This window comes from Amycolatopsis sp. SB7-3, from assembly GCF_041021335.1.
In the GTDB taxonomy this organism is placed as follows: Bacteria; Actinomycetota; Actinomycetes; order Mycobacteriales; family Pseudonocardiaceae; genus Amycolatopsis; species Amycolatopsis japonica.
On sequence record NZ_JBFPJQ010000001.1, the window covers coordinates 1,269,492 to 1,295,603 of the forward strand.

Genomic DNA, 26,112 nt, shown 5'->3' on the forward strand with positions numbered 1-26,112 from the left:
CAACGAATTAGTCGATGTCTATTTCGGACACCCTCACGCGTGCACCCGCGGCGGAGACGGCCGCGGAGCGTCATCGCCGCCGACCAGCCGCGCTCCGGGCACCGGCCCGTGCGCGACGCGTACCGTGCGGCAGACACCCGCGCCGGACAGCTCCGCGGCGACCTCGACGGCCGATTGGGCATCCGCGCACAGAAAGGCACAGGTCGGTCCGGAGCCGGAGACGGTGCCGGCGAGCGCACCCGCGTTGACCCCGGCCCGCAAGGTGCGACGCAGCCCCGGCCGCAACGAGACGGCGGCCGCCTGAAGGTCATTGCCGAGAAGCAGCGCCAGCTGCCGCGGGTCGCCGGACGCCAGCGCCTCGACCACCGGGGTGTGCGAACCGATCCGCGGCGGGCTGCCCTCTTCACGCAACTTGTCCAGCTCGCCGAACACCCTCGGCGTCGAAAGACCTCGCTGGTCGAAGGCCAGGACCCAATGGAAGGTGTGCCGCGACAAGACCGGCACCAGCTGCTCACCCCGGCCGGTGCCCAACGCGGTCCCGCCGTAGAGCGCGAACGGGACGTCACTGCCGAGCTTCGCGGCGATACCCGCCAGTTCGTCTCGGGAGATGTCGAGCTTCCAAAGCGACGCGAGCCCCACCAGGGTCGCGGCCGCGTCGGCGCTACCACCGGCCATCCCACCTGCCACCGGGATGCCTTTGCGCAGTACGACCCTGACCTTGGACTCGCCGTCCGCCTTGCCGACATGTGCCGCCAGCGCCTGCGCCGCCTTCCAGGCGAGGTTGTTGGCCCCCGTAGGTACGGAGCCTTCGCCTTCGCCGTAGACCTCGACACCGGGATCTTCGGTGACCGCGACGGTCACCTCGTCGGTCAAGGAAAGCGCCTGGAACACGGTCACCAGCTCGTGGTAGCCGTCCGGGCGTACGTCACCGACCGACAGGTGCAGGTTGACCTTGGCGGGAACCCTGACGGTTACTGGGGGCGGTACGACGGCGAGCACCCGTCAAGCCTACGTGGCCTTCCCACTTGCGCTGTCACCAGGAGAAAAGAGAACAGGACGAGTCGGACACGAACGGGCCGCCCCGGACGGATTTCGTCCTGAGCGGCCCGTTCGTGGAGGAATCAGGCAGCGACACCCTGCGGTCCGCGGACCGGGTGGGTCACGTGGCCGCCGCGTTCGGCGATCCAGGCGAGCGCGGCGTCCGCGCGCTCACCCCGCACACCGAGACGGAACCGGCCCACCGGCGTGTCGCCGATCCGGGTCAGGCCGCCGCCGATGGTGGCGAGTTCGACGTCGAAGCGACCGGCGGCCTCCGGGAGGAGCGCACCGACCGAAGCGAAGCCGACGAGCACGACGTCCACAGCCCGGTCGTACTTCGAGGCCTGCGCCCGCCCGGTCTCGATCGCGGGAAGCAGCGCCTGCGCGGTCCGGCTGTTCGGGTCGGAGACCAGGTCGAGCACGGTCCCGCGTTCGATGATCGCCCCAGCCTCCAGAACCGCGACGTCGTCGCAGACACGGCGAACCACGCCGGCGTCGGGAGTGGTGAGCAGCACGGTGACTCCGAGCTCGGCACGGGCCCGGTCGAGCACGGTCAGGACCGCGCCGGTCTCCTCGGACTGCACACCGGCGGTCGGGTCGTCGGCCAAGAGCACGGACGGCCCGGCGGCCAGCGCTTTGGCGATGGCGACTCGACGCAGCTGCCCTTCGGACAGGTCGCCCGGCCGCTGCCCCGCCCGAGGGGTGAGACCGACCAGGTCGAGCAGGTTGCCGACCCGGTTGCGGCGCTGCGGCCCGTCGAGACCGAGCTGTTCGAGCGGGGAAGCGATGTTGCCGGCGATGGTGCGCTCAGCGAGCAATTCCGGTTTGGTGCTCACGACACCGACCTGCCGCCGGATCTCGCGCAGGCGGCGTCCGTCGAGGGTCCCGGTGTTGAGGCCGTCGAGGCGGACGACGCCGCGGTCGGGGCGCTCCTGAAGACCGATGCAACGAGCGAGGGTCGACTTGCCGGAGCCGGCCGGGCCGACGACTCCGAACAGCGAGCCCGCCTGGATGTCCACGCTCACATCGCGCAGCGCGACGACGGGATTTCCGTTGAGGGGAAAGGATTTGGACAGGTTTTCGACAGTGATCACGAGAGGCTCCATGCGAATGGGGCGCTGCTTCTTTCGAGCGCGCCGACCGTCACCGAGTGACCGTCCGGAAACGGACGGTTTTCAGAGGTAAGGGAGAAGGACTCAGGCAGTAACGGTGGAGCGTCGACACGCACTTACCGTGCGGCGACCTTCATCGACGACACGTCGCCTGGTCAGCAGGAGCGGGTGGGTGACCCTGTTCATTAGGCACAGCCTCCATCGGTCCTGGCTGTAGCACCTGCCCTGTGGAGGGTGGTTGCTGCGACTTCGGCGAGCCAGGTCTCTCAGTCGCTCGGGATGGCTCACTGAGTAAAACCGATCCCACTGGATGAAAGCAAGCGCGTAGGCGCAGATCACACGTCTGGTCGCGTCCATCATACAGGATGCGCTGTCCATATATTGGAACAAAGGCGGGCGCCTTCGGCCTGCCCCAGGCGTGCTACCTGCTAAGACAATGCCGGCTCATACAGATCGAGAGGAAGACTTACGCACTCGTGCTGACCTGGGCCGAGGGGCGTTCGCGCGGTGCCGGTCACATCCCTAGCAGGCGGTCAACCCGCGGCTGCGGCGATCCGCGCGAACTGGTGGACATCCAACTGCTCACCGCGCGTCTTGGGATCGATACCCGCCTTCTCGAGCAGCGCCCCCGCGCGTTCGGCGGAACCGGCCCATGACGCCAACGCGGCGCGCAAGGTCTTCCGCCGCTGGGAGAAGGCGGCGTCGACCACCGCGAACAATCGCTCGCGGTCCACGGACGAGACCACCTCACCCCGCTCGAAAGCGACCAGTGCGGAGTCCACGTTCGGAACGGGCCAGAACACCGCGCGAGGCACCGCGGCGACCTTGCGCGCCTTTCCGTACCACGCGAGCTTGACGCTGGGGACGCCGTAAGTCCGGCTCCCTGGACCGGCCGCCATCCGGTCCGCCACTTCGGTCTGGACCATCACGAGGCCACTGGTCAGCGACGGCAGCTCGGCCAGCAGGTGAAGCACGACCGGAACCGCAACGTTGTACGGCAAATTCGCGACGAGCGCCGTCGGACTCGCGGGCAGGTCGTCCGCCGTGATCCGCAACGCGTCCGCGCCGACGACCGTCAATCGTTCGGCTCCGCCCCGTTCGGCGGCGGTATTCGGCAATCGCCCCGCCAGCACAGGATCGATTTCGACCGCGACGACCTCGGCGCCGGTCGCGAGCAGTCCGAGCGTCAAGGAGCCGAGGCCTGGCCCGACCTCCAACACGACGTCGCCTTCGCCTACCCCCGAGAGGTCGACGATGCGTCGCACCGTATTGGGATCGTGCACGAAGTTCTGGCCGAGCTTCTTAGTCGGACGTACGTCCAGCTCGGCCGCCAGCGCCCTGATCTCCGCAGGACCGAGCAGTTCAGTCACCCGACGATCGTAACTAGCCCCGGTGGGCCACTATTGGCCGGTGGACGACGTCGTACTCGAAGGCGAGAAAGTCCGGCTGCGCGACTGGACGCCGAGTGACCTTCGACCGCTTCGCGACCTACTCGATCCCACGCGGCCCTGGCACGAAACGAACGGGCCATACTTCGGCACCCCGACCGCGGCAGCGGCCGACTCGACGGCACGCGAACTCACCACGCCCACGGCCGAGCCCTCCGATCCCCGCACCAGCCTCGCCGTATGCGATCTGAAGGACGGCGGCTTGATCGGCAGGGTCAGCTGGTACTGGGAAAGCAGGCAGACCGACTGGCGGCGGATGGGCTTGGTGATCTACGACGAGCGGTACTGGGGCGGCGGGTACGGCACTGAGGCCTTACGCCTGTGGACGACCTATTTGTTCGCTCGCACCGACACGCTCCGCCTGGACTTCGCCACGTTCTCGGGGAACCCGGGGATGATCGCCGTCGGGCAGCGGCTGGGATTCGTCGAGGAAGGCCGGTTCCGACGCGCTCGACGCTGGTCCGGAGGCGTGCATGACGCGGTCGTCTATGGGGTGCTCCGGGAGGAGTGGGACCGGATGAACCAGTTGAGCGCCGAGCCGTGATCCCGCCCCCACCATCCGTATGGCGTTTTCGAACTGACACGTATCCCACTCCCGTGTGATCGGCGCAGGTCAGCGCAGCCGGAGCGTAATGATCATCCACCCGATCGATACCGTGCATTCGTTCGAATCTGCCTCGACAATCGAGGGATGACCAGCACAAATACTCCCAAGGCCTTCCCGCTCAACCTGCCGGAAGGCGACGCCGAACTGCTCCTCGACGAGTTGCAGACACGGCTACGCGAAGGGCGACGTCTGTTCGCCGAAGTCGGCCAGATCCTGGCCGAGATCGAGGCACGTGGGGTCCGAGACCTCTACGGATACAACTCGATCGCCGCCTTCTACGAGCATGTGGCTCGAGTGCCTCGAGCAGAGGCTCAGAAAGTGGCAAGCAGAGCGCTCGCGCTCAATTCGAGACGGGCGCGCGACGGCACGTCGATCGACCCCGTCGCGCCGTTGACCGGCGAGTCGGCCAGTACCGGCGCGTTGGCCGAGGCGGGTATCGACCGGATCGTCACCGTCATGAAGAGGCTGCCGGACCACCTCGACGCGGACGAGCGGCTTGACGCCGAAAAGGGCCTGGTCGAACTCGCGGCTGTCGCAAGACCGCGCGACGTCACCATGGTGGGCACCGACCTGCTCGCACGACACGATCCGGATGGGAAGCCCAAAGACGATCCCGAGCCGAAACGTCAACGAAGCGAATTCTGGTTGCGCCAGAAACGGACCGGCCGCTGGGACATGCGCGGGAACCTCGACCCTGAGACAGGCGCCCGCCTGAACGCGCTCCTGGTGCCACGTGCGTATCCGGCTCCCGGCGAGGTAGCCGACGACCGTGCGCCGGCGGAGAGACGCGGCGACGCGTTCGCGGAGATCGTCGACCTCGCGGAGGCCGGCCCGGACATCCCCGCGCCCCGGCAGACCGCGGAGCGGGCCGCTGAGGAGCCTCAGCCCGCACAGCCCAGCGAGGAACCAGCGAGTCACCCTAAGCCCACCCAGATGCCGCCACAGGGCCGCCACCGCGGCGACGAAGGCGTGCAAGCGGCCACCGCGGCTGGAGGACCCCGGAATGTCGCCCACCTACGGCCCGCTCGATGGTGGGCGCGACTGTCGAGACCTAGATCCGGGAATCCGACACAGCCGCAGAAGCCTCTAACGGCCTGAAGGCCACCGTGCGGGCGAACCCACATGGTGACCTTCAGGAAAGGAGGACGATCTGGCGTCAGGCCTTCTTGCCGCAGTGCGGCCAAGCGCTGTAGCCACCACGCGCGTCGCGGACCTTCTCGGCGACAGCGATCTGCTGGGCCTTGCTGGCCTGGTGCGGGTACGCGGCGTACTGCTCGCCACCGTAGGCGTCCCAGGTGCTCTTGTTGAACTGCAGGCCACCGTAGTAGCCGTTGCCGGTGTTGGCGGCCCAGTTGCCGGTCGACTCGCACTGGGCGATGCGGTCCCAGGCTCCGGCGTCTCCGATGACCGGATCGGCGGGCTTCTTGGTACCGACCTTGACGATCTTGGGCTTGGCCTCGGTGATGACCTCTTCCGAGACCTTTTCGCGGCCGACCTCTTTGCCATTGCGCTTGGTGACCTTGTAGGTCACGGTCTTCTGGCCCGGGGTGCCCGGGTCCTCGACCTTGGTCTTGCCCTTTTCGAGCTCCGGGTCGTCGACCTTCTGCTCGGGCGGAGCGATTTCCTCGTTCTGCTTGACCATGGTGACGCCGGTCCGGCTGATGTGGACCTCGGCGCCGTCGACCAGCTTGACGTCGAGACCGCCGACGGCCTCGTCGTCCGGGCCGAGGGTCATCCGGAGCTCACCGAGGAATTCCTGGGTGGTCACCGAGTTGGTCTGAACCTTGCGCGGTTCGTTCGCGCCGTCGTAGACCGTGACGTTCTTGAGGGTCTTGACCTCGACGGTGGCGCCCTCGAGCGGCAGCTCGCCGTTCTGCGGGAGCGAGGTCCAGGTGCCGGCCTTGGCGAGGTCGGCGCGACCGAGCTGGTTCAACGCTTCGCCGAGGTTGGTCGCGCGGACCCAGGACTCCTGCTGCGGCGCGCCGTCGACGATCAGGTTCAGCTTGCGGCCGCGCTCCAGCTTGATGACGCCGCCGTCGCCCACCTCGGCCTGAGGCGAGGGCGAGAGCGAGTCGTGCGCGCCGACCGAGAGACCGGCGTCTTCGAGGACCTCGCCGACGGTGTCGCCGAAGCTGTGGACGGTCTGCTGCTTGCCGTCGACGTCGAGCGTGACGCTCTTGTTCATCGCCATCGCTGCCGCGCCGCCACCGCCGAGGGTGAGCAGCACCGCCATGACGGTCCCCTTGAGGAACCGCTTCTTCCAGACGCGGGTCGAGTTCGAGATGACCTCGTCCTTGGTCGCGACCTTCATCGGCGCGCCCGCGGTGCGGTCCTCGGCCACCTCGTCCGGAATGACGATCGGCGGGAGCATGGTGGTCTCGGCGCTGATGAGGCGGATCAGCTCGTCAACGTCGACGTCGATCTCGGCCATCAGGGCGTCGGCGTCGGGGCCGAGCGCGGCCAGGACGTCCTGGTGCGTGATGCGCGGATCGTCGGAGTAGTCGAGCTCGCCGTAGTGGGTGTCGCGGTCGAGCACGGCGACCGAGCCGGCGGAAGCGAAGGTGTTCGTCTCTGCGCCGAGGCGCGAGCCATCCTGCCTACTGCTACCAGTCACTGGGTCGTTCCCTTTCCCAAGACGTCGAGGAGCTCGACAACCGCTCCACTACGTCCTTCGTCTCGATGCGCTCTTCGGCACACCTCTAGAAGTCCGACACCCGCAGCCAGCGCCATCGTCACGGTTCCAGGCCGTACCGCTCCTGGTTCCGCTTCCCCGACGTGCACTGACGTGACTGTGGGCGTAACAGCCGGAAACCGCATGAGCGGGTACCGACCGGCACGATCACGGGACAGTAACGAACCTCGCCGGGTTGCGCAAACACCGCCCGGAGTGTCGTGACGTTGGTCACTCATCAGAGTGGACCATTGCTGATCACTAATGTCGCAATCCGTTCAACCCGTGGTGACTGTCGGCAAACGGAAGACCCGCTCAGCGGTCTTTCGCACCGATTCGGCCACCTCGTGCACCGCCTCGCCCCTGAGGGTGGCGAGGTGCCGAACCGTGTAGGCGGCGCAGTAGGGCTCGTTCGGCCGCCCACGGAACGGATGCGGGGTCAGGAAGGGAGCGTCCGTTTCGACGAGGTACTGGTCCGCCGGAACGATCCGTGCGGCCTCATGGAGCCCTCGGGCGTTGCGGAAGCTGACCGTCCCGGCGAAGGACAGCACGTATCCCGCGTCGACACAGCGGCGCGCGACGTGCTCGTCCCCGGAGAAACAGTGGAAGACGACCTGCTCGGGCGCTCCCTCTTCCTCGAGGATCCGGAGAACGTCGTCGTGAGCGTCTCGATCATGGATCATCAGCGGCTTGCCGATGCGCTTGGCGAGATCGATGTGCCACCGGAAAGCGTCCTGCTGGGCGTCGTGGGGTGAATAGTCCCAGTAGTAATCGAGACCGGTCTCGCCGACCGCGACCACTCTGGACTCTTTCGCGAGACTCTCCACTTCGGATTTCTCGGCTTCGCCGAATTCCTTGGTACGCGTGGGATGGATCGCGACGGCGGCCCACACCCGCGGGTCCCAAGTGGACGCTTGCGCGGCCCAGCGAGCGGCCGCGAGATCGTCCGCGACGGTGATCACCCGCGACACGCCGGCGCGCTCGGCGCGGTCGACCATGGCTGTCACATCAGCCGCGGTGACCGCGCCGCACGCGTCGAGGTGGGTGTGCGCGTCCACCACCGAAACCGGCAACCTGTCCGGGATCGGCGGCAGTTCCTTCTTCTCCGCACCCATCAGTTGCTCATTTCGAGATCGGCGCCCATTCGGGACCGGTCTCGCCGAGCTCCGGGTCCAGCTTGGCAAACAGCGGGGTCGGCTTCTCCAGAGGCTTGCCCACCTCGATGGGCACGGACTTCCAGCGCGCCTGCTCGGCCTTGTAGTCCCCGGTGATGATGGGGTTGATCCGGCCGGGGATGTCGAGGTCCTCGACTTCCTGCAGCTCGGGCTGGGCCGCCCAGACGCCGGTGCCACCGAGGGCCTCGTGCACCTTCTGCGCCGAGTGCGGCAGGAAGGGGGTCAGCAGCGTGTTGGCGTCGGAGACGACCTGCAGGGCGGTGTGCAGAACACTGTCGCGCCGCGCGGGGTCGTCCTTGAGCTTCCACGGCTCCTGGTCCGAGAGGTACCGGTTGGCCGCGGTGACGACGCGCATGGCCTCGCTCGCCGCCGCCTTGAACCGAGACCGCTGCAGGTGGGCTCCGGCGGTGTCGAACGCCTTGCGCGAGAGCTCCTTGAGCTCCTCGTCGGCGGACGTGGGGGCGTCGGGACGCGGGATGGCTCCGACGTTCTTGTGCGCCATCGAGATGGACCTGTTGACGAGGTTGCCCCACTCGTTGGCCAGCTCGAAGTTGGTCCGGCGGACGAATTCGTCCCAGGTGAAGTCGGTGTCCTGGGTCTCGGGGCCGGCGACGGAGATGAAGTACCGCAGCGTGTCCGGGCCGAAGTCGCGCAGGAAGTCGTGCACGTAGATGACCGTGCCGCGCGAGGTCGAGAACTTCGAGCCGCTCATCGTGAGGAACTCGCTGGAAACGATCTCGTCGGGCAGGTGCAGCTTGCCGTACTTGCCGGGCACGCCACCTCGGTCGCCCTCACCGTTGTGGCCGAAGAGCAGGGCGGGCCAGATCTGGGCGTGGAAGGTGATGTTGTCCTTGCCCATGAAGTAGTAGGAGCGGGCCTCCGGGTTGCTCCACCACTCCTGCCAGGCGTCCGGGTTCCCGGTCCGGCGCGCCCACTCCACACTCGCCGAGAAGTAGCCGATGACCGCGTCGAACCAGACGTAGAAGCGCTTCATCGGCTGGTCGCGCCAACCGTCCAGCGGGATCTTCACGCCCCAGTCGAGATCGCGGGTGATCGGCCGCGGCCGCATGTCGTCGATCAGGTTCTTGGTGAAGTTGAGGACGTTCGGACGCCAGTCGGTCTTGCTGGACAGCCATTTGCCCAGGGTCTCGACGAACGCGGAGAGGTCGAGGAAATAGTGCTCGGTCTCGACGAACTTCGGCGTTTCCCCGTTGATCCGGGACTTCGGGTTGATCAGCTCGGCCGCGTCGAGCTGATTGCCGCAGTTGTCGCACTGGTCACCGCGCGCGCCGTCGTAGCCGCAGATCGGGCAGGTGCCCTCGATGTAGCGGTCGGGCAGGGTGCGGCCGGTCGAGGGGCTGATCGCGCCCCGGGTCGTCTTGGGGACGACGTAACCGTTGCGGTGCAGCGCGAGGAAGATCTGCTGCGTGACCTCGGCGTGGTTACCCGTGGTGGTGCGGGTGAACAGGTCGTAGGTGAGGCCGAGCCCTTGCAGGTCCTGGCCGATCTGGCGGGTGTACTTGTCGGCCGTCTGCTGGGAGGTCATGCCTTCTTTGTCGGCCTGGACGGTGATCGGGGTGCCGTGTTCGTCGGTACCGGACACCATGAGCACCCGGTTGCCGGCCATTCGCTGGTAGCGGGAGAAGACGTCGGACGGGACGCCGAATCCGGACACGTGGCCGATGTGGCGGGGGCCGTTGGCGTAGGGCCAGGCCACCGCAGTCAACACTGGGGTGCTCATGCTTGTTTAGCCTACGGACGTCGTCTAAGGCATTGTTGTCCGGGAGAGGATCGGAGGCCTCGGTGTCCGCCACGCGTCTGCTGGTGCTGGGTGTCGTGCGCATGTACGGCAAGGCGCACGGCTACCAGGTCCGGCGCGAGCTTCTCTCGTGGGCGGCCGACAAGTGGGGCAACGTCCAGCCCGGTTCGATCTATCACGCGCTGAAGAAGATGACCAGCGAAGGCCTTCTGGAACAGGTCGAGGATGTCGAAGCGGGCGGTGGGCCCGACAGGATCGCGTACAGGCTGACCGAAGACGGGGAAACCGAGTTCCTCGTGCAACTCGGCAGGGCGCTGTCGAGCGACGACGCCACGGGGTACTCCTTGTCCGCGGCCGTCACGTTCATGCCGACGCTGCCCCGCGCGCAGGTCCTGTCCTTGCTGAAACAGCAGTTGGCGAATATGGAAGCGCACGCCCAGTCGACCCATTACGCCCGCGAACACGCCGTCGATCTGGGAAAACCTCCCCACGTGAGCGAGCTGTACCGCCTGTGGAGCGTGCACGCGGAAGCGAACGTGAGCTGGATGAGGGATCTGATCGGCCGCCTCGAAGCCGGTGAGTACGTGATGGCGGGCGAAGGTGCGGACGACGAGGCCGTGTTCGGCGCGCCGCCCAAGTAATCAAATTTGACTACGGAACGATTCCTAGGGCACAGTGCGTCCAGCCACTAGTCAAACTTGACTAGCCGGGCACCGAAAGGAGTAGACATGATCAAGGCACGCGGCCTTGAGCGGCGGTTCCGCCGCAAGGGCCGCAATGGGGGCGAGGTCCACGCCGTCAAGGGCGTCGATCTCGACGTGTCGGCCGGGGAACTGGTCGGCTTCCTCGGACCGAACGGCGCGGGGAAGACCACGACCCTGCGCATGCTGACGACGCTGCTCAAGCCCACCGCCGGTGAGGCGACGGTCGGCGGCTGCGACCTGCTCGCCGACCCGCTGGGGGTGCGCCGGCGAATCGGCTACGTCGCACAGGGCGGCGGCACCGCGCCGGCGAGCAAGGTCGTCGAGGAGATCGAGTTCCAGGGCAGGCTGTACCGGATGAGCAAGGAGGACGCGCTCGCTCGTGGGGCCGTTCTCGCCGAGCAGCTGGACCTGGCCGGGCTCGACCAGCGGACGACCGCGACACTGTCGGGTGGACAGCGCCGCCGGCTCGACATCGCGCTCGGGCTGATCCACTCGCCCGGGCTCGTCTTCCTCGACGAACCGTCGACGGGGCTCGACCCGCAGAGCCGGGCGAACCTGTGGGACCACATCCGCAGGCTGCGCGACGAGCAGGGCGTCACGGTCTTCCTGACCACGCACTATCTCGACGAGGCCGACGCGCTCTCGGACCGGCTGATCGTCATCGATGACGGGAAGATCGTCGCCGAAGGCACGCCGGACTCCTTGAAAGCGAGGGTTTCCGGCGACAGTGTCGTCATCGGCGTCTCACCGGAGTCGGCGAAGGAGACCGCAGAGGTCGCGGGCCGCCTCGAAGGGGCTCACGAAATGACGGTCACCGACGGCGCCGTGCGTTTCCGGGTGCCGCGCGGGGACACCGCGATGCCCGAACTGCTGCGGGCGCTCGACGCGCGTGGCATCGCGATGACGTCCATGCAGGTGCACCGGCCGACGCTCGACGACGTGTTCCTGACCCTGACGGGCCGGAGCCTGCGCGACGCGGAAGAGGGCGCGCCGACCGGCTCCGCCGAGGAGAAGGAGACCACGCATGCTGCATGACACCTGGTTGATCTTCCGCCGTGACATGCTCGCGGCGTTGCGCAACCCGACGTGGCTCGCCATCGGCATCATGCAGCCGCTCCTCTATCTGTTCTTCTTCGGGCCGCTCCTGGTGAAGGCGCTCAACGCGCAGGGCCTGTCCGATGTGGACGGATGGATGATCTTCACCCCGGCGATCATCGCGCAGCTCGCGTTGTTCGGGAGTTCGTTCGTCGGGTTCGGGCTCCTCGCGGAATACCGGTCGGGCGTGGTCGAACGCCTGCGGGTCACCCCGGTGAGCCGGGTGGCCTTGTTGCTGGGCAAGGTGCTCGCCAACGCGTTGCAGACCGTCGTCCAGGCATTGCTCATCATCGCGCTGGCGTATCTGGTGTTCGACCTGAACGCGCCGTTCAGCGGCGTGGTGCTCAGCCTGGTGATCGTCTTCCTTCTGTCGGTCACGCTGGCGTCGTGCTCGTACGCACTGGCGCTGACCCTCAAGAGCGAAGACGCCTTCCCGGCTTTGCTCAACGCGGTTCTCATGCCGCTGCTGCTGCTTTCCGGAATCCTGATCCCGATCACCGCGGGCTCGGCGCCGGATTGGCTGTACACGATTTCCCGCATCAATCCGTTCCGGCACGTGGTGGATGTCGAGCGGAACAGTTTCCGCGGCGACTTCTCGATGGACGCGCTGTTCACCGGGAGCGTCGTGGTGCTGGTCATGGCCGTTCTGGCCATCTGGTGGGGCTCGCGGACGTTCCAACGCGAAAACGCCTGAGACACGCTGTACCGAAAGGTCACCTTGCGGCCGCTCCGCGGACGTAAGGTGACCTTTCGGTCGTACTGGGGGCGGAATTCGAGGCGGGTGGGTTTGATAGATCCGGAAGGCGAGCACGGCGTCACCCTGTCCCACCGTGAGACGGTGACGGACTGGGCGGCGGTGCGCGGCGCCGACATCCGGTTCGCGTCGGTCACCGTCACCGAGAACACCAACTGGCGGGACGCCGCGGCGGAACGCAATCTGGCCGGCGCGCAACACGTCGGCATCCACACCGGCGCGCGGCACTACGCACGTCCTGGTGCCGTCCACGACCAAGCCGAGCATTTCGTGCGGACGGCGAGCGCGCTCGGCGCCTTCGCACCCGGTTCGCTCGCGCCCGCGCTCGAAGTGGAGGCACCCAGCGTCGACGACCGGTTCATCAAAGCGTGGATCAAACACGTCAGGCAGGCGGCGCGCGTCGAACGCGTCCTCGTGTACGCGGGGCTCGACTGCTGGACGAACCGGTTGCGGCCGGACAAATGGGCGGACAGCGAAGTCGTGTTGTGGCTGGTCAGGCACAACGAAATCCCGGGAAGGCCGGGCTGGTTCCACTCGCGGCTGGGATTGCATCAGCACGGTTTCGGCGCCGGATTGCCCGGTGTGGACGGACCGATCGCGCAGGACGCGGTGGTCTATCCCTTCAAACTGACCGACGTGCTCTTGTAGTTTCCGCTGCGTGACGGGGGATGCGCACGACGTCACCATGTGGTCGCGGATCTCACTTTCCGACAGCGGCGGGTTGCTTTTCCGGCCACTCGAACGGCGACAATGTCGCGTGCGGTTGATGTGCCGGAAGCTGCGGACCGACGTCGGGCCCGAACGGGCACTGGCGGTCCTCGGCGCGCGTGCCGGGAAGCTCGGGCTCGCACCGCCCGCCGCGCTTTGCGGCGAGTGGTTCTCTTCGCGCGCGGTCATCGCGCTGAACGCTTCGCTGACTCCGGTCCATGACGTATCCGAAGCGTTCTCGATCCCCTCTCGGATGCCTGACGTCCGTGGCGCGGTGCCCGGTGCGGTCGGGGGCGGCTGGTTCGGTTATCTGAGCTACGACCTGACCGATCCTTCGGGCCGTTCCGGATCGCTTCCCCCGGCCGCGTGGGGCTGGGTCGACCGGATTCTCCGGCTGGACGCGGACGGAACCTGGTGGTTCGAAGCCCTGATTCCCGATGGCGATCCGGATCCGGTCGACGAAGTGTCCGCGGTGGAATCCGCGCTCGCCGAGCTCCCCGAGGCGATGACTTGGAGTTCCGGCCCGTTGTCACGGCCGCTTCCTTCGGAACACTACGACGCCGTGAAGGCGTGCGTGCACGCGATCGAAGCCGGCGAGCTTTTTCAGGCGAACATCTGCGCCCGCTTCGGCGGAAGGTTCACCGGCGATCCGATCGCGTTGTTCGCCGAAGGCGTGCGTCGCCTGGGAGCCCGCCGGGCGGCGTTCCTCGCCGGGGACTGGGGCTCCGTCGTCTCGTTCTCCCCTGAGCTTTTCCTTGCCAGGCATGGGCGAACTGTCCGGTCGACGCCGATCAAGGGAACCCTGCCGCGGCGGAACGCCGCTGACGAACACCTCGCGCGGCGGCTTCGGGAATCCACCAAGGACGTCGCCGAGAACGTGATGATCACCGATCTCGTCCGCAACGATCTCGGCCGGGTGTGCGCCACCGGCAGTGTGCGTGTCCCCGAACTGCTCGCGGTCCGGCCCGCGCCGGGGGTCTGGCATCTGGAGTCCACTGTGGAGGGATCGATCGCCGACGGGATCGACGACGCCGCCCTGCTCGCGGCCACGTTCCCGCCGGGTTCGGTGACGGGCGCGCCGAAGATCCGCGCGCTGGACCTGATCGCCGAGCTGGAGCCCACGGCGCGTGGCGTCTACACCGGCGCGATCGGCCTCGCTTCGCCGATCGCCGGCCTGGAACTGAACGTCGCGATCAGAACCTTCGAAATCCACGAAGACACGATCGCGCTCGGAGTCGGCGGCGGGATCACCGCCGACTCCGACAGCGACGCGGAATGGCAGGAATGCCTGCACAAATCCGCTCCGCTGGAGCGCCTGCTCGGCTGATTACTTGGTGGGGTCCAGCAGCAGCTTGCCCATCGTGCCGCGCGAGCGCAGGGCCTCGTGGGCGGCGCGAGCGTCGGACAGCGCGTACTCGCCACCGGCGACGGCGCGAACCCGGCCGGCAAGAGCCAACTCGAAAAGCTCGTCGAGCGCGCGGCCGAAGACGTTTCCGGGAAGTTTGAACGCGTGCGGCAGCCACATCCCGGCCACGGCGGTGCTGTGCCCGAGGAGGTTGCGGGCTTCGATCGGCTTCGGGTTCTCACGGCTGGCCATTCCGTAGAACGCGAGGCGGCCGAACGGCGCGAGGGCCGCGATGCTCTGGTCCGTGACCGGGCCGCCGGTCATGTCGAGCACGATGTCGACGCGTTTGCCGCCGTTCGCCTCGCGGAGCGCGTCGGTCATGTTCTCGGCCCGCGAATCGATGGCGACGTCGGCGCCCAGTTCGAGGGCGAGGGCGCGCTTTTCGTCGCTGCTGGCGGTCGCGATGACCCGGCTCGCTCCCCATGCCTTCGCGAGCTGCACGGCGATGGAGCCGACCCCGCCCGCGGCCGCGTGCACGACGACGGTTTCGCCCGGTTCGAGGTGGGCGCTCTTGCGCAGCAGAAGCGAGGCCGTGGTGCCCTGGACGATGCAGGAGAGCGCGGTCAGATCGTCGACGCCGTCGGGAACGTCGTAGCTGGTGACGTCGTCGGCCACCGCGCGCTCGGCATAACCGCCGCCGCCGTTGAGCAGCGCGACGACCCGGTTGCCGTCGGCGGTGCGGCCGACGACCTCGCCGCCGGGGACGAGCGGGAGCTTGCTCGGCGCGAGGTACGAGTTCTCCGCCTGATGCGTGTCGGCGTAGTTGATACCGATCCGGTCGACCTCGATCAGCCGCTGACCTGGGCCGGGAACGGGATCGGGAAGGTCGACGAGGTTGAGCACCTCGGGGCCGCCGAACTCGGTCACCTGTACTGCGCGCATCCGCATCCTCCTCGTCGAGATGAGACATTCTTACATATGTCTCATGCATGAGACACCGCGTGATATGTTTCACGCATCGAAACCGCACTCGAACGCCAGCTGACCTCGCCGCGCCCGGACGCCCTGCGCGCGTTCACGATCGCGCGCGCCCGCTTTCTGGAGGGGCGTCGGGTGGACATGGGCGAACTGGCGAGCGAGCTCGGGATCAGCCGGGCGACGTTGCACCGCTGGGTCGGCGGCCGGGATCAGCTGCTCGGCGAAATCCTGTGGTCGATGACCGTGGAGGTCTTCGAAGCGCGGTCTTCCGGCAAGCTCGGGCGCGGCGCGGAAGGGATCGCGGAACTCGTCGGCACCTTCGTCCGGACCGTGAACGGCTCGAAACCGTTCCGGGAGTTCCTGCGCAACGAGCCCGAGCGGGCGTTGCGGATCCTGACGACGAAGGCCAGCGTGGTGCAGAGTCGCGCGATCGCGAAGATGCGCGAGTTCCTGGACGAAGAGGTCGAGGCCGGGCGGCTCACTCCCCCGCTGCCGATCGAAGACCTGGCTTACCTGCTGGTGCGGATCGGCGAGTCCTTCATCTACACCGATGTCATCACCGGCGACGAACCCGACGCCGGGAAGGCGCACGCGGCCGTGACGGCCTTGCTGTCCTAGCGCTTGCGGGAAGCGAGAACAGCGTCGTAGAGCTCCTTCTTCGACACCCCGGCCGCTTCGGCGACCTCGGCGGCGGCGGATTTGAGGCGTTCACCTGCCGAGACCCGCGACGAGACCTCGGAGACCAGGTCCTCGACGCTCACCGAACGCGGCGGCGCACCCGCCAGAACGACGGTGATCTCGCCCTTGACCCCTTCGGCGGCCCAAGCGGCCAAATCCGGAAGAGTGCCGCGTTTGACCTCTTCGTAGGTTTTGGTCAGTTCGCGGCAGACGGCGGCACGGCGCTCGGAACCCAGGACGTCGGCGGCGTCGGCGAGCGTGCTCGCGAGGCGATGCGGGGATTCGAAGAACACCGCCGTACGGGGCTCGTCCTTCAACGAACCGAGCCATTTCGCGCGTTCACCGGGCTTGCGCGGGGCGAAACCTTCGAAACAGAATCGGTCGCAGGGTAGGCCGGAGAGCGCGAGCGCCGTGGTCACCGCTGACGGGCCGGGCAGACAGGTCACCGGCACGTCCGCCTCGACACAGGCCGCCACCAGGCGGAATCCGGGATCCGAGACGCTCGGCATCCCGGCGTCGGTCACCAGAAGCACCGTCTCGCCCGCTTGCAGCGATTCGAGCAGTTTCGGCAGACGGGCGGTCTCGACGTCCTCGTAGAAGCTGACGACGCGTCCGACCGGCGAAACATCGAGGGCGGCGGTGAGGGAGCGCAGGCGCCGGGTGTCTTCGGCGGCGATCACGTCGGCCGTCGCGAGGGCTTCGGACAGGCGCGGCGAAGCGTCACGGACGTCTCCGAGCGGGGTGGCTGCCAGCACGAGGCGTCCTTCGGTCATTCCCGAAGGTTAACCGGTTCGCAGATCCGGACACCGAGTTCACTCTTCCGCCCGTAGGATCATGCCCCGTGACCGCACTGCTGACCCGCGACAACGAGAGCGTGCGGCCGGACCCGGTCGACGCGCTCAGGCCACCGAACGACCGGGAGGCCACCCTCCTCGGCCGCGGCATGCCGACGGACCGCCTGCGCGGCTGGATCGTCACGCTGGTGCTGACGCTCATCGGCGGCATCGTCCGGATCCAGAACCTGGGGACGCCCACGGACAAGGGCACCCCTGTCTTCGACGAGAAGCACTACGTCCCGCAGGCGTGGCAGATGCTGCGCAACGGCGGTTACGAGGACAACTACGGCTACGAGCTGATCGTCCACCCGCCGCTGGCGAAGCATCTCATCGCGATCGGCGAGTGGCTGTTCGGCTACAACGCCTGGGGCTGGCGGATCATGCCGGCGCTGGCGGGCACGCTGATCGTGTTGCTCACCATCCGGATCGCCCGGCGGCTCACGCGGTCGACGCTGCTCGGCGCGGTCGCCGGGATCCTGGTGATCAGCGACGGCGTCCTGCACCTGCAGTCACGCATGGGCATGCTCGACATCTTCATCGCGTTGTTCGTCCTCGCCGCGTTCGCCTGCGTGCTGTGCGACCGCGACCAGGTGCGGCGACGGCTCGCCGTGGCCGTCCGCGAAGGCTGGATCGACGAATCCCGGTTCGGCCCGAAGCTGGGTTTCCGCTGGTGGCGGTTCGCCGGGGGCCTGATGATCGGGCTGACCTTCGGGGTCAAATGGTCGGCGCTCTACTACATCGCCGCGTTCGGCCTGCTCACCGTCTTCTTCGACGTCGCCGCGCGCCGGGCCGCCGGGGTGCAGCGGCCTTGGGTCGGCACGCTGCGCCGCGACGTGCTGCCCGCGCTGTGGGCGATCGTCGTCATCCCGATCCTGGTGTACTTCGCCTGCTACTGGGCCTGGTTCGCGAGCGAGACCGCGACCGACCGCAACTACGTGGCGATCAAGGAAATCGATCCGGGTTTCTGGGCCTGGGTGCCACCCGCGTTGCGGTCGCTCGGCGACTACTCGATGAACGTGCTCGACTTCCACGCGAACCTGGTGACACCCAAGGACAAACCGCATCCGTGGGAGTCGAAGCCGTGGACCTGGCCGATGGGGCTGCGGCCGATGCTGTACGCGTACGCGGGCGGCACCGACGCGACCGGCTGCGGCGAGTCGACCTGTGTGCGGGCGACGATGCTGATCGGGACGCCGGCGATGTGGTGGCTGGCGCTGCCGATGCTCGGCTGGAGCGTGTGGCGCTCGGTCTTCCGCGCGGACTGGCGCTACGCCGCCGTGCTCGTCGGCTACCTCGCCGGGTACCTGCCGTGGTTCACCAACCTCGACCGCCAGATGTACTACTTCTACGCGACGCCGCTGGCGCCGTTCTTGGTACTCGGGTTGACGCTGGTCCTCGGGCAGATCCTCGGCAGCGCGAAACGCGGATTCGAGCGGCGGGGCACCGGCCTGCTCGTCGTCGCCCTCTACGTGGGGCTCGTCGTGGCCAACTTCGCCTGGTTGTGGCCGATCCTGAACGGCAACGCGATCACGAACGAGCATTGGAACGCCGAGTTGTGGCTTCCGTCCTGGAAGTGAGCGCGATCGGTCGAGCAACCTCGTGATTTTCCCGATTCAAGTGTGACACTTGCCCCCGAGTTGTTACTCTTCGCTGGTCAACAGCAGCTCTACAGGGGGCATCATGACGATCCGACCGCTCGGAGCGGCCTGTGCGGCCGCGGCGTTGTTCTTGATCGCGGGGTGCGAAGAGCAGACGCCGGGAACGGCGTCGCCGCAGACCTCGGCCGTTCCGAGCACTTCCGAAGCGCCTGCCACCAGCACGACACAAGCCAGCGCTTCGATGCCTTCGGCGACCGCGGCGACCGTCTCCGAGGCCACCACACCCACCGCCGGCGGCGCCGTGGCGCACACCCCGGACGGCGCCGCGAGCGTGATGGAGGAATACCACCACGCGCTGGGCGACAAGGACCTCGAAACCGTCTGCCGGATCACCGGGCCGGCGTTCGACGGTGGGATGAAGGAATGCCGCCAGCTCACCCCGATGCAGTTCGGGATGCTCTCGGCCGACGACGTGAAGAAGCTGAAGGCCACCCGCGTGGACCGGGCGAAGCTGCAGAGCAAGGGGCCGGACAAGGTCGTCGTCCCGCCGGGCGCGATCGCGCCGCAGATCGCGATGATGGCGGCTCAGCCCAAGACGTTCACCATGGCCTGGCGAGGCGGGACCTGGGTCATCGTCGACTGAGGGAGAGCAAGGGACCTTTGCTACCACTTATCTCGATGTCGAGACAAGTGGTAGCAAAGGTCCCTTGCTCCCTTTTCGCAGGTCAGCGCGGGTGACGCTGAGGCTGCGGCTGCTGGCGGGGCTGCGGTTGCTGCTGCGGAGGGCGACGCGTCACGATCTGCGTCACCGGGCCGTCCGGCGACTTCCCGGCCCGGGCTAGCCAGCCTTCGACGTCGCGCCGCACGGCGGTGAGCGTCGGGCGGCGACGTGGCTCCTGGTCGAGCGACGCGATGAGGATCCGGGCGTGGGCGCTGCGGTTCGGCAGCTTCGACACCGGTTCGGCGCGGGCCGCGGCCATCAGCGCGGCCATCGGGGTCTCCCGGGTACCGCGCGGCGGCTGACCCGAAAGCGCGTAGCTCACCGTCGCGGCGAGCTGCCAGGCGTCCGACGCCGGGCTGGCCGGCGAGCCCATCGCCTGCTCGGGGGCGACGAAGTCCGGCGTGCCGATCATCATCCCGGTCGCGGTCATCTTCGAATCGCCCTGACTGCGGGCGATGCCGAAGTCGATCAGATGGGCGAGCCCGTTGCGGTCGAGGATGATGTTCGACGGCTTCAGGTCCCGGTGCAGCACACCCTTCTCGTGCGCCGCCGCGAGCGCGCCCGCCATGGTCGACCAGAGCCGCCCGGCGGCGATGTCGTCGAGCGGGCCCTGCGAGTCGACGATCTCGGCCAGCGAGCGCCCTTCGAGGTACTCCATCACGAGCGCGAGCCCGTCGGGTTCCTCGACGAGGTCGTACACCTTGACGCAGTTGGGGTGGTTCACCACGGCCAGCGCACGGGCCTCGCGCTGCATCCGTTCCTCGGTGTCCCGGTCCGGCGCGTGCGCGATCTTCAGCGCGACCGTGCGGTTGAGCTGCGTGTCGACCGCTTCCCAGACGGTGCCGAAGCCACCGTGGCCGAGCCGCCGGACGCGCTTGTAGCGGCTGCCGCCGGAGTTACGGGAACCCGGCGGAGGCGGGATCGGACCCGGGACCGCGGCCAGCGCGGGTGGTTCGGGCGCCTGCGCCAGCGCGGTCGCCGGGTACTGCTTGGCGGGCGGGGGCGGCAGCTGCGGCTGCGGCTTCGGGGCGGGCGGCTCCGGGCGGTACGGCTCCACCTTCTGCCGGGGCTGCGGGTCGGGCCGGTTGATCACCGACCACGGCGGCGGACCGACAAGCGCGACCGGGATCAGGCCCAGCACGCTGAACGGCAAGAACCCGAGCCAGAAGTGCACGGCCGTGTTCGCGCCCATGCCGACACTCGCCAGCACCATCAGCACGAACGGGATCCAGAAGAACCGCGAAGGCCACTTCGGGCCGCGGCGGAACGCGGTACGCGCCTGCAGCATCACGAACAGCAGCGACAGCGCGGGCAGCCCGACCAGCAGGATCAGGTAGAAGATGTAACTGAGCTGCATCCCGTTCGGGTAGAACAGGACCTCGTACACGTTCTGGCCGCGGCCGAGGTATTCGCTCTGCTTGCCGATCAGCGGGCTGTAGTCGGCGTTGTAGGTCGCCAGATCACTGCTGGAGAAGCCGGATTGACCGCCCGACTTGGACGCGGCCTCCTGGTACGTCTGCGAAACCCCGGTGGCCAGCAGCCACGGCAGGAGGAAGACGGCGACGACGCCGATCCCGCCGAAGACGGACAGGGTCACCACGTCGTAGCGGTTGCCGGTGCCTTTGCGGATGATCGCGACGATCATCGCTCCCAGTGCGGGCAGCAGCGCGACCAGCGCTCCCGCGGTGCTCGTCGCCCACACCCAGTCCCCAGGCCAGATCCCTGGCCCGAACAGGCTGTGCGCGAACGAAAGCAGCGCGCTCGCTAGTCCCATGGACCCTGCTCCCCTCGCTCGTCGAGGCCGTTTCCGGCGGTTTTCCCCCTAGTCCAGCTTAGGACGCTCCATGCCCTCACACGGTTGCCGGGTTGTCGCGGGCGTCTCTCCGCCGTTACCACCAGGCATCGGCCGGTCCGGAAGTCCATGATGGTCCCCGTACCCGAACGCGAAGGAGCATTCGATGCACGCCGAGTCGTACCAGCGGAGCCTCGAAGACCCGGAGGGTTTCTGGCTCGAAGCCGCACAGGCGATCGACTGGACCCGCACACCGACGCAGGCACTCGACGCGTCGAAAGCGCCCTTCTACCGCTGGTTCCCGGACGGCGAGCTCAACACGGCGTTCAACGCGCTCGACCGGCACGTACGGGACGGCCGCGGCGAGCAGATCGCGCTGATCTGGGATTCGCCCGTAACCGATTCGGTTCGCCGGTTCACCTACGCGGAACTGCTGGACGAGGTCGCGCGCTTCGCCGGCGCGCTCGCCTCCCTCGGTGTCGGGAAGGGCGACCGCGTCATCGTGTACATGCCGATGGTCCCCGAAGCGGCGGTCGCGATGCTCGCGTGCGCCCGGCTCGGCGCGGTGCATTCGGTCGTTTTCGGCGGCTTCGCGCCCAAGGAGCTCGCGGCGCGGATCGAAGACGCGAAACCCAAGGTCATCGTCGCGGCGTCGTGCGGGATCGAGCCGACGCGGATCGTCGAGTACAAACCGATCATCGACGAGGCGCTCGCGGGCACCACCCACCAGCCGGACAAGGTCGTGGTGCTGCAGCGGGAGCGCGCTCGCGCCGAACTGGGTGACCGCGACGCCGACTGGGCCGAACTGGTCGCGAAGTCCTCCCCCGCCGATCCGGTGCCGGTCGCCGCCACCGACCCGCTGTACATCCTGTACACCTCCGGCACCACGGGGAAACCGAAGGGCGTCGTGCGCGACACCGGCGGGCACGCGGTCGCGCTCGCCTGGTCGATGAACGCGATCTACGACATCCAGCCCGGCGACGTGTGGTGGACGGCGTCCGACGTCGGCTGGGTCGTCGGCCATTCCTACATCGTCTACGCGCCGCTTCTGATCGGGGCGACGACGGTCATGTACGAGGGCAAACCGGTCGGCACTCCGGACGCGGGCGCGTTCTGGCGCGTCATTTCCGATCACGGGGTGAAGGCGTTGTTCACCGCGCCGACCGCGCTGCGAGCGATCAAAAAGGTCGATCCGGACGGCGTCGAAATCGGAAAATACCAGCTCAGCGGATTCAAGACGTTGTTCATGGCGGGGGAACGACTCGATCCGGAGACCTATCACTGGGCGCACGACAAGCTCGGCGTACCGGTGATCGACCACTGGTGGCAGACCGAGACCGGCTGGCCGATCGCCGCGAATCCGCGTGGTTTGGAACCGATGCCGGTCAAACCCGGTTCCGCGACGAAACCGGTGCCGGGCTGGGACGTGCGGATCCTGGACCAGGCCGGCGATCCGCTTCCCGCCGGGCGCGAAGGCGCCATCGCCATCAAACTGCCGCTTCCGCCGGGATCGCTGCCGACGTTGTGGCAGGACGACGCGCGGTATCACGAGGCGTATCTTTCGCGGTATGAAGGCCACTACCTGACGGGTGACTCGGGGTACGTCGACGAAGACGGCTACCTGTTCGTCATGGGCCGCACCGACGATGTCATCAACGTCGCGGGGCACCGGCTTTCGACCGGTTCCATGGAGGCCGTGCTGGCGTCGCATCCCGCTGTCGCCGAATGCGCCGTGATCGGGGTCCGCGATCAGCTCAAGGGGCAGCTTCCGCGCGGTTTCGTAGTGCTGAAGTCGGGCGCCGACGTCGACGCCGAAACGCTCAAGGCCGAATTGGTCGCGCTGGTGCGGCGCGACATCGGCCCGGTCGCCGCGTTCCGCGACGTGTCCATTGTGGACGCGTTACCGAAGACGCGGTCCGGGAAGATCCTGCGCAAGACCATGCGCGGCATCGCCGACGGCCGCGACGAGCAGGTGCCCTCGACGATCGAGGACGCGAGCGTTCTCGATGCCCTGAAAGCGGTTCTGCGCGGCGAGTGACCGGTGATCGGTACGGCGTACTGGTCCGATCGGGTGTTGTCGTGTTTGCCCTATTGGTCTATACCTCTAGAAGAAGAGAGTCTCCAGGTACCCCGACCGGAGGTGCTCCATGAGTAAACGCCTGTCCAGAACCGTGCTCGGCGTGGCCGTCCTGAGCCTCGTGACGCTCGGGCTCCCCGCCACGGCGAGCGCGGGACAGCACACGAAGGCCGAACGGACCGTCACCGACGTCGTCCCCGCGCCGGTCGACGCGAAACCCGACCCCCGCGCGAACTTCCGCCTCGGCCCCGCGACCGTCATCCGCACCGACCGCGACGGCAAGCAGGTCGCCGAATACCTGGCGGGCCTGCTCCGGCCCGCCACCGGTTACCGGCTGCCCGTCGTCAGCGGCCACCGCGGCGGCGGCCCGGCCATCTCGCTCGAAACCGGTCACGCGGGCGACCGCGTCGGCAGCGAGGGCTACCAGCTCAAGGTGTCGCCCTCCGGCGTGACCTTGAAGGCGAACACCGACGAAGGCCTGTTCCTCGGCGTGCAGACGCTGCGTCAGTTGCTTCCTTCGGCGATCGAGGCGAAGACCGTCCAGAAGCGGTCGTGGGTGGTCTCGGGCGGCACGGTGCTCGACTATCCGCGCTTCGGCTACCGCAGCGCGATGCTCGACGTCGCCCGGCACTTCTTCACGCCGGACCAGGTCAAGCTGTACATCGACCAGATCGCACAGTACAAGATCAACAACCTCCACCTGCACCTGAGCGACGACCAGGGCTGGCGGATCGAGATCAAGAGCTGGCCGAAGCTGGCGACCGTGGGCGGCCAGACGGCCGTCGGCGGCGCTCCCGGCGGTTACTACACGCAGGAGCAGTACAAGGACCTGGTGCGCTACGCGGCTTCGCGGCACATCACGATCGTTCCCGAGATCGACATGCCGGGCCACACCAACGCGGCCCAGTATTCGTACGCCGAACTGAACTGCGACGGCAAGCCGATACCGCCGCGCACGGACATCGAGGTCGGCTACAGCTCGCTGTGCATCGGCAAGGACATCACCTACAAGTTCGTGGACGACGTCATCCGCGAGCTGTCGGCGATCACCCCCGGGAAGTACATCAACATCGGTGGCGACGAAGCGCACTCGACCACCCCGGCCGATTACCAGACCTTCGCCACGAAGGTGCACCCGATCGTCGCGAAGTACGGCAAGACGATCACGGGCTGGCACGACATCGCCAAGACGAATCCGCCGGTTTCGGCCGTCCCGCAGTTCTGGGGCACGACCGGGACGGACGCCAACGTCGCCGCGGCGGCGGCCCGCGGCAACAAGATCCTGATGTCGCCCGCGAACAAGGCGTACCTGGACATGAAGTACCACCCGCAGACGCCGCTCGGGCTGAGCTGGGCGGGCCTGATCGAGGTCAAGACCGGCTACGACTGGGATCCGGCCACGTACCTGGAGGGCGTGACGGAGAAGAACGTGATCGGGGTCGAGGCGCCGCTGTGGTCGGAAACGCTGATCACCAGTGACCACATCGAGTTCATGGCGTTCCCGAGGTTGCCGGGGTACGCCGAGATCGGGTGGTCGCCGAAGGATTCCCGCACCTGGGACGCCTATCGGCTCCGGCTGGCGAAGCAGAGCCCGCGGTGGGTTCAGCAGGGCATCGACTTCTACCGGTCCACGCAGGTCGACTGGAAGTAGCGCGCCATGAAAGGTCCCTTCCTTGCAAAATTTGCGAGGAAGGGACCTTTCATGGCACGGCCGCGGCGTCGAGGCGGGCGGTGATGGCGGCCCGAGCCAGCGCGTAGGGCTCGGTCCCGCCGAACATCACCGAATCGGCGTTCGCGGCCCGCCCCAGCGCGTGCAGCTCGAAGGCCAGCCGGTTCACGTCGACGGACTCACGCAGGTGCCCGGCCTTCCGCGCCTCGACGGCGGTGGACCGGATGAACTGGGCGAAGGCCCGGCTCGCGTTCGCGACCGCGTCGTGCACCCGGCCGGTCCGCGCGTCGAATTCGGCGCCGGTGTTGAAGAAGAAACAGCCGCCCGGGAACACGCGGCGTTCCGAGTAGTCGAGCCAGTTCGCGCACAACGCGCGCAGCCGCGTGATCCCCTGCTCGACCTCGAGCGTCGGCTCGACGACGTTCTCCGCGAAGATCGCGCTCGCCGTCTCGACCGCCGCGAGCTGCAGTTCCTCCTTGGAACCGAACAGGGCGAACACGCCGGATTTGCTCAAGTCCAATTCGGTGGCGAGCCTGCCGAGGGACAACCCGTCGAGCCCCTCGACGGACGCGATGTCCACGGCGCGCCGAAGCACGATCCGCCTCGTCGCGTCACCGCGGGCCACCCGGCCGTCAACCGGCATTCCGCTCCTCTCGCCGCTTCTTCGCCGATGCCAGGCCGTCACGGTACTGCCGGGAAAGCGACGGCGCCGCGAGCACCCGGTCCACCAGGGCCCAGTACGCCTCCCTGCGCTCGTCGTCGAGCTGGGCGACGTTGGTGAACGACGCGACGTACACCTCGGCGATCGTCGGACTCATCAGATCGCGTTCTTCGAGCGTCATCCGCCCCGACGTCGGCACCACGCCCGTCCGCAGCACGCGCAGGTACCAGCCGCTGCGACCGGAATCGATCATCGCCGGGATGACGTCCTTCCGCCCGGTCTTCATCGCGAGCTTGAAGCACGGCGTCCTCGGCTGCGAGACCTGGACCAGCGTGTCTCCCCAGGCCCAGACATCACCGACCCGGACGTCGTACTCGTCGGCGCCCGTCACCGAGGCGTTCTCCCCGAAATCACCCGCCGACACCGGGAGACCCTGCTCCGCCCAGGAGGCGTAGTGCGTCGCAGGGTAGACGTAGACCGCCTTGTCGACGCCGCCGTGGACGGTGCGATCGGCCTGGTCGTCGCCGGCCAGATTGATCTCGTCCAGTTCCAGGAACGGCGTCTCGACCCGCGATTTCGCGATGGCGCTGTACACCGGCACGTCGCGCTTCGTCCCCAGCACCGACGGACGGCCGACGAAGACCTCGTTCACTTCGAGAGTGTTCACCTCTAGAAGATAGCACGAT

At 67.8% G+C, this 26,112-nt stretch carries 23 protein-coding genes and 1 riboswitch; of the genes, 12 read left to right on the forward strand and 11 right to left on the reverse strand.

Annotation, left to right across the window (positions count from 1 at the left end; translation table 11 throughout):
* Positions 1-33 precede the first annotated feature (33 nt).
* From AB8M46_RS06150 to rsmA, 3 genes are all read right to left on the reverse strand, one after another.
* A complete protein-coding gene (locus AB8M46_RS06150) occupies positions 34-999 on the reverse strand; it encodes a 4-(cytidine 5'-diphospho)-2-C-methyl-D-erythritol kinase (protein WP_007028772.1) in 966 nt (321 codons plus the stop codon).
* Positions 1,000-1,121: 122 nt separating this feature from the next.
* Positions 1,122-2,132: a methionine ABC transporter ATP-binding protein gene (locus tag AB8M46_RS06155; RefSeq protein WP_125733494.1), complete on the reverse strand. Its 1,011-nt coding sequence runs from the start codon at positions 2,130-2,132 to the stop codon at positions 1,122-1,124.
* A 213-nt stretch (positions 2,133-2,345) separates the two neighbouring features.
* Positions 2,346-2,436: riboswitch (SAM riboswitch) on the reverse strand.
* Between the two features lie 247 nt (positions 2,437-2,683).
* On the reverse strand, positions 2,684-3,520 hold the full coding sequence (gene rsmA, locus AB8M46_RS06160) for a 16S rRNA (adenine(1518)-N(6)/adenine(1519)-N(6))-dimethyltransferase RsmA (protein ID WP_037340623.1): 837 nt from the start codon (positions 3,518-3,520) through the stop codon (positions 2,684-2,686).
* Between the two features lie 40 nt (positions 3,521-3,560).
* Between rsmA and AB8M46_RS06165 the strand changes: the two genes are divergently transcribed.
* Together AB8M46_RS06165 and AB8M46_RS06170 are read left to right on the forward strand one after the other, a co-directional pair.
* Positions 3,561-4,142, forward strand: coding sequence for a GNAT family N-acetyltransferase (locus AB8M46_RS06165; RefSeq protein ID WP_394359774.1), 582 nt, complete (start codon positions 3,561-3,563; stop codon positions 4,140-4,142).
* 147 nt (positions 4,143-4,289) lie between these two features.
* Entirely contained in the window at positions 4,290-5,303 is a 1,014-nt protein-coding gene (locus AB8M46_RS06170; protein ID WP_394359775.1) for a DUF222 domain-containing protein, read from the forward strand.
* 58 nt (positions 5,304-5,361) lie between these two features.
* On the opposite strand, the gene AB8M46_RS06175 is transcribed toward AB8M46_RS06170, so the two are convergent.
* The 3 genes from AB8M46_RS06175 to metG all read right to left on the reverse strand — a co-directional run bounded on the left by AB8M46_RS06175 (position 5,362) and on the right by metG (position 9,792).
* The gene (locus AB8M46_RS06175; RefSeq protein WP_037340616.1) at positions 5,362-6,741 is read right to left on the reverse strand and encodes a resuscitation-promoting factor; all 1,380 of its coding nucleotides are present in this window, start codon (positions 6,739-6,741) and stop codon (positions 5,362-5,364) included.
* Positions 6,742-7,154: 413 nt separating this feature from the next.
* Positions 7,155-7,991: a TatD family hydrolase gene (locus AB8M46_RS06180; protein WP_394359776.1), complete on the reverse strand. Its 837-nt coding sequence runs from the start codon at positions 7,989-7,991 to the stop codon at positions 7,155-7,157.
* A 7-nt stretch (positions 7,992-7,998) separates the two neighbouring features.
* Positions 7,999-9,792 (reverse strand): methionine--tRNA ligase, encoded by a 1,794-nt coding sequence (gene metG, locus AB8M46_RS06185; protein ID WP_394359777.1) that lies wholly within the window; start codon positions 9,790-9,792, stop codon positions 7,999-8,001.
* 62 nt (positions 9,793-9,854) lie between these two features.
* Here metG and AB8M46_RS06190 point away from each other — a divergent pair, with 62 nt between their 5' ends.
* The 5 genes from AB8M46_RS06190 to AB8M46_RS06210 all read left to right on the forward strand — a co-directional run bounded on the left by AB8M46_RS06190 (position 9,855) and on the right by AB8M46_RS06210 (position 14,398).
* Positions 9,855-10,451, forward strand: a complete 597-nt coding sequence (locus tag AB8M46_RS06190; protein WP_394359778.1) for a PadR family transcriptional regulator — start codon at positions 9,855-9,857, stop codon at positions 10,449-10,451.
* An 87-nt stretch (positions 10,452-10,538) separates the two neighbouring features.
* On the forward strand, positions 10,539-11,549 hold the full coding sequence (locus AB8M46_RS06195; RefSeq protein WP_394359779.1) for an ATP-binding cassette domain-containing protein: 1,011 nt from the start codon (positions 10,539-10,541) through the stop codon (positions 11,547-11,549).
* Positions 11,539-12,303, forward strand: coding sequence for an ABC transporter permease (locus AB8M46_RS06200; RefSeq protein ID WP_037340604.1), 765 nt, complete (start codon positions 11,539-11,541; stop codon positions 12,301-12,303). Before AB8M46_RS06195 ends, AB8M46_RS06200 begins: the two co-directional genes overlap by 11 nt.
* Before the next feature lie 93 nt (positions 12,304-12,396).
* The gene (locus AB8M46_RS06205; protein ID WP_037342442.1) at positions 12,397-13,011 is read left to right on the forward strand and encodes a glycoside hydrolase family 25 protein; all 615 of its coding nucleotides are present in this window, start codon (positions 12,397-12,399) and stop codon (positions 13,009-13,011) included.
* Positions 13,012-13,120: 109 nt separating this feature from the next.
* Positions 13,121-14,398 (forward strand): aminodeoxychorismate synthase component I, encoded by a 1,278-nt coding sequence (locus tag AB8M46_RS06210; protein ID WP_394360849.1) that lies wholly within the window; start codon positions 13,121-13,123, stop codon positions 14,396-14,398.
* Here the strand turns inward: AB8M46_RS06210 and AB8M46_RS06215 are convergent, their stop codons facing one another.
* The gene (locus tag AB8M46_RS06215) at positions 14,399-15,358 is read right to left on the reverse strand and encodes a zinc-binding alcohol dehydrogenase family protein (RefSeq protein ID WP_394359780.1); all 960 of its coding nucleotides are present in this window, start codon (positions 15,356-15,358) and stop codon (positions 14,399-14,401) included.
* 177 nt (positions 15,359-15,535) lie between these two features.
* Here AB8M46_RS06215 and AB8M46_RS06220 point away from each other — a divergent pair, with 177 nt between their 5' ends.
* Complete coding sequence (locus tag AB8M46_RS06220; protein ID WP_235213362.1) at positions 15,536-16,012, forward strand: QsdR family transcriptional regulator; 477 nt, start codon at positions 15,536-15,538, stop codon at positions 16,010-16,012.
* Here AB8M46_RS06220 and rsmI read toward each other — a convergent pair.
* Entirely contained in the window at positions 16,009-16,845 is an 837-nt protein-coding gene (gene rsmI, locus AB8M46_RS06225; RefSeq protein ID WP_394359781.1) for a 16S rRNA (cytidine(1402)-2'-O)-methyltransferase, read from the reverse strand. The genes AB8M46_RS06220 and rsmI overlap by 4 nt on opposite strands.
* 68 nt (positions 16,846-16,913) lie before the next feature.
* Between rsmI and AB8M46_RS06230 the strand changes: the two genes are divergently transcribed.
* Together AB8M46_RS06230 and AB8M46_RS06235 are read left to right on the forward strand one after the other, a co-directional pair.
* Positions 16,914-18,485, forward strand: coding sequence for a dolichyl-phosphate-mannose--protein mannosyltransferase (locus AB8M46_RS06230; RefSeq protein ID WP_037340596.1), 1,572 nt, complete (start codon positions 16,914-16,916; stop codon positions 18,483-18,485).
* Between the two features lie 103 nt (positions 18,486-18,588).
* Positions 18,589-19,149, forward strand: coding sequence for a hypothetical protein (locus AB8M46_RS06235; protein ID WP_394359782.1), 561 nt, complete (start codon positions 18,589-18,591; stop codon positions 19,147-19,149).
* Between the two features lie 82 nt (positions 19,150-19,231).
* On the opposite strand, the gene AB8M46_RS06240 is transcribed toward AB8M46_RS06235, so the two are convergent.
* The gene (locus tag AB8M46_RS06240) at positions 19,232-21,001 is read right to left on the reverse strand and encodes a serine/threonine-protein kinase (RefSeq protein WP_394359783.1); all 1,770 of its coding nucleotides are present in this window, start codon (positions 20,999-21,001) and stop codon (positions 19,232-19,234) included.
* 184 nt (positions 21,002-21,185) lie between these two features.
* Here AB8M46_RS06240 and AB8M46_RS06245 point away from each other — a divergent pair, with 184 nt between their 5' ends.
* Both AB8M46_RS06245 and AB8M46_RS06250 read left to right on the forward strand, forming a co-directional pair.
* Positions 21,186-23,057 (forward strand): propionyl-CoA synthetase, encoded by a 1,872-nt coding sequence (locus AB8M46_RS06245; RefSeq protein ID WP_394359784.1) that lies wholly within the window; start codon positions 21,186-21,188, stop codon positions 23,055-23,057.
* A 109-nt stretch (positions 23,058-23,166) separates the two neighbouring features.
* Entirely contained in the window at positions 23,167-24,747 is a 1,581-nt protein-coding gene (locus tag AB8M46_RS06250) for a beta-N-acetylhexosaminidase (RefSeq protein ID WP_394359785.1), read from the forward strand.
* Between the two features lie 49 nt (positions 24,748-24,796).
* Here the strand turns inward: AB8M46_RS06250 and AB8M46_RS06255 are convergent, their stop codons facing one another.
* Positions 24,797-25,408, reverse strand: a complete 612-nt coding sequence (locus AB8M46_RS06255; RefSeq protein ID WP_394359786.1) for a TetR/AcrR family transcriptional regulator — start codon at positions 25,406-25,408, stop codon at positions 24,797-24,799.
* A complete protein-coding gene (locus AB8M46_RS06260) occupies positions 25,398-26,093 on the reverse strand; it encodes an MOSC domain-containing protein (RefSeq protein ID WP_394359787.1) in 696 nt (231 codons plus the stop codon). The genes AB8M46_RS06255 and AB8M46_RS06260 overlap by 11 nt, the downstream gene beginning before the upstream one ends.
* Positions 26,094-26,112 lie beyond the last annotated feature (19 nt).